The organism is Acidithiobacillus sp. TH-A36 (assembly GCF_057473445.1).
The window spans coordinates 1-2,452 of sequence record NZ_JBYCKP010000121.1 but is presented as its reverse complement, the minus strand read 5'-3'; the positions used below and the strand labels follow the sequence as shown (position 1 = coordinate 2,452).

Annotated in this window: 3 protein-coding genes; 2 read left to right on the top strand and 1 reads right to left on the bottom strand. The window is 50.2% G+C overall.

Annotation, left to right across the window (positions count from 1 at the left end; all coding sequences use genetic code 11):
* A partial coding sequence (locus AC2VLY_RS03475; RefSeq protein ID WP_486921773.1) for a hypothetical protein occupies positions 1-240 on the bottom strand: 240 nt, incomplete at its 3' end.
* A gap of 597 nt (positions 241-837) precedes the next feature.
* On the opposite strand from AC2VLY_RS03475, the gene AC2VLY_RS03470 reads away from it, so the two are divergent.
* Positions 838-1,449 carry a methyltransferase family protein gene (locus AC2VLY_RS03470; RefSeq protein ID WP_486921772.1) on the top strand — a complete coding sequence of 204 codons (612 nt, stop codon included), beginning with the start codon at positions 838-840 and terminating at the stop codon, positions 1,447-1,449.
* 272 nt (positions 1,450-1,721) lie between these two features.
* On the top strand, positions 1,722-2,452 hold a 731-nt coding region (locus AC2VLY_RS03465), incomplete at its 3' end, for a transposase domain-containing protein (protein WP_486921771.1).

Genomic DNA, 2,452 nt, shown 5'->3' with positions numbered 1-2,452 from the left:
ACTCGAAGCCTTACGGTTGGCCTCTACGCTGCTCTGGCCGGTCATGCCGACGCGTATCGAAGAATTCTGTTCGACGATCGGATTGAAAGCGAGTTTTTCCTCGCTCGTTGCGGGTGGCCCGGCATCGTCATATGACTGGATAACCTGGGGTAATTTACCGGTCGGAGCGAAAATAGAAAAAATGGCTTCGTTATTCCCGCGTGTTGCACTACCGGGCACCGAAGATGAAGAGTGAACCATTTTGTATCCCGTCGGTTTTAACTTCGAGATAACGACAAATTTCGTTCTGTTTTTTTTGAAATGGTGCATTTTGAGCGGGTTCTAGTCATTGTGTCCGAGCGGAGCGAGCGATTTGCCGTCACTCCTCCGAGGTAGGGGCCCAGGGTGTTGGTTACGCACACTGGGATCGGTGCGGGGGCGTCCGGTAACGGGCGTCCCTACCACGACCCGATGAGCTAAGATAATTAGCGTTAAAGCCCCCAATGGTTGGCCATCCATGCCTTGTTAAGGCAGCGCCGCCTGCGTTTCCATCAACAGACACCAATATCAAGAATGGCTGTGTCCGGTGTCTCGGCACAATGAACGAAATGGTTACATGGTAACAGTTGTTACAGTAACAACCTTTGTCACTTATAGGTCTGTTCATGCGACAACTGGGGATATGGGTTGTTCTCCAGTCAAAAGGCGTCACACAATCCTTCAGGTTTTCTACGACCTGCAAAGGGCGTGCTGTAGTGACTATCATCGAAAATGGCGGGCTTGCCATCAATAGAATTTTATGATAACAAAGGGATACAAATAGAATAGTATCTAGAGGTTTTTTGCTTTGCGCAGGATTTGTTCGAGCATGAATATTTTAACAGAAAAGAGGATATTCAGGTGAACTTGTTGATATTTACAAGTATTGGCATCATTTTAATGGAGCGTTTCATTGGTTGGCATTTTCGTAGCACCGAACCACATCCTGATCGGCGTAGCCATTTTTTTGATAAATATTACTTTTGGATTATTGCGTTGGCAATTTTATTCAGTTTTTATCTTGGAATCGGATTATCCAAGGCTCTCCATCAGCCTAGGTTTATTTCGCCCGTTTGGGCCTCATTAGGCGTCGGGCTTGTCATTATCGGCTATATTCTGCGCTTCTATGCCATTGCTGCACTGGATGGAGGGTTTTCCGTAATTTTGCATGTGGCAAGTGACCAAAAGTTAATCACTACCGGACCGTATGCTTATGTCCGGCACCCTTCCTACACTGGTAGTCTTCTTGCAATACTGGGTCTAGGGATGCTCTCCGGCTACGTCTTCGTACTGGTATTTTTACTTTTATTTACTGTCTCATTGATGTTGGGCAGAATCAAACGAGAGGAAATGATTTTGAACGCGCATCTTGCCGGGTATACCGCTTATAGCAGGCATACCCGGAGTCTCCTTATTCCGTGGATTCTTTAAACAATTTTCGTCCATCGATTTTCTGAATAAACAACACACAACCAGTCATGTATTCTATGCGCTGTAAACCGTCTTAATGAACCGTTGCTGTTACAGCGTAATACCCGCCCCTGCCTTTACAGCCAGTTGCCAAGAAGGGGTTTTTTAGGTGTGCTTGGACGCATTTTGGACAGTTCATTCAACTTCATGGTATATCTTAAGGACAATACTGTTTAGATAGATAATTTTCTGTCAGAATAACCGCCATGTTTTGTTTCTGGGGAGACATGGCAATGGCACGTACCAAAGCACAATTACCTGTAGGCGCTCGTCTGGCCGATTATCTGACGGTGGGCTATCTGGCGATGCGCTGTCCCATCGGAAAAGTCCGGGAGACCTTGGCGCAACAAGGCTTGGAAAGTCAGCGGCGACGGGGACTGCCCCACGACGTCCTGATTTATTTTGTCCTGGCGATGGTCCTCTATGCCAACGTCGCCTACGAGGAGGTTCTCCGTTTGGTGATTGAGGGGTTACGGCCCCTGCTCGGAGAGGAGGGCTTGACGCAGGCCACCGTCAGCAAAGGGGCCATCTCCCAGGCACGCGGCCGTGTCGGTGCGGGTCCGCTGAAGGCGTTGTATCAAGAGCAGGTCCAACCGCATGGCCCGGCACAGATGCCCGGCGTGTTCTATCGCGGCCTACGAATTATGGCCATTGACGGCTCCACCCTGGACATGCCGGATGAAGCGGCCAATGCGGAGTGCTATGGCTACCCCCCTTCTTCTCGGGGTGCCTCGGCTTTTCCCAAGCTCCGTTTTGTCGCCATGGCCGAATGTGGGACGCACACCTTGTGCTATGCAGAACCGGGTCCTTACGACCAGGGGGAGCGAGATCTGGCCTTGTCAGTCATGGCGCATGCGGATTCCAGCATGCTGGTGACCGCCGACCGAGGGTTTTATGGCTACGCTTTCTGGAAGCACTCCCTCGCCACGGGTGCCCGTCTGCTGTTTCGACTGAGTAGCGTCGT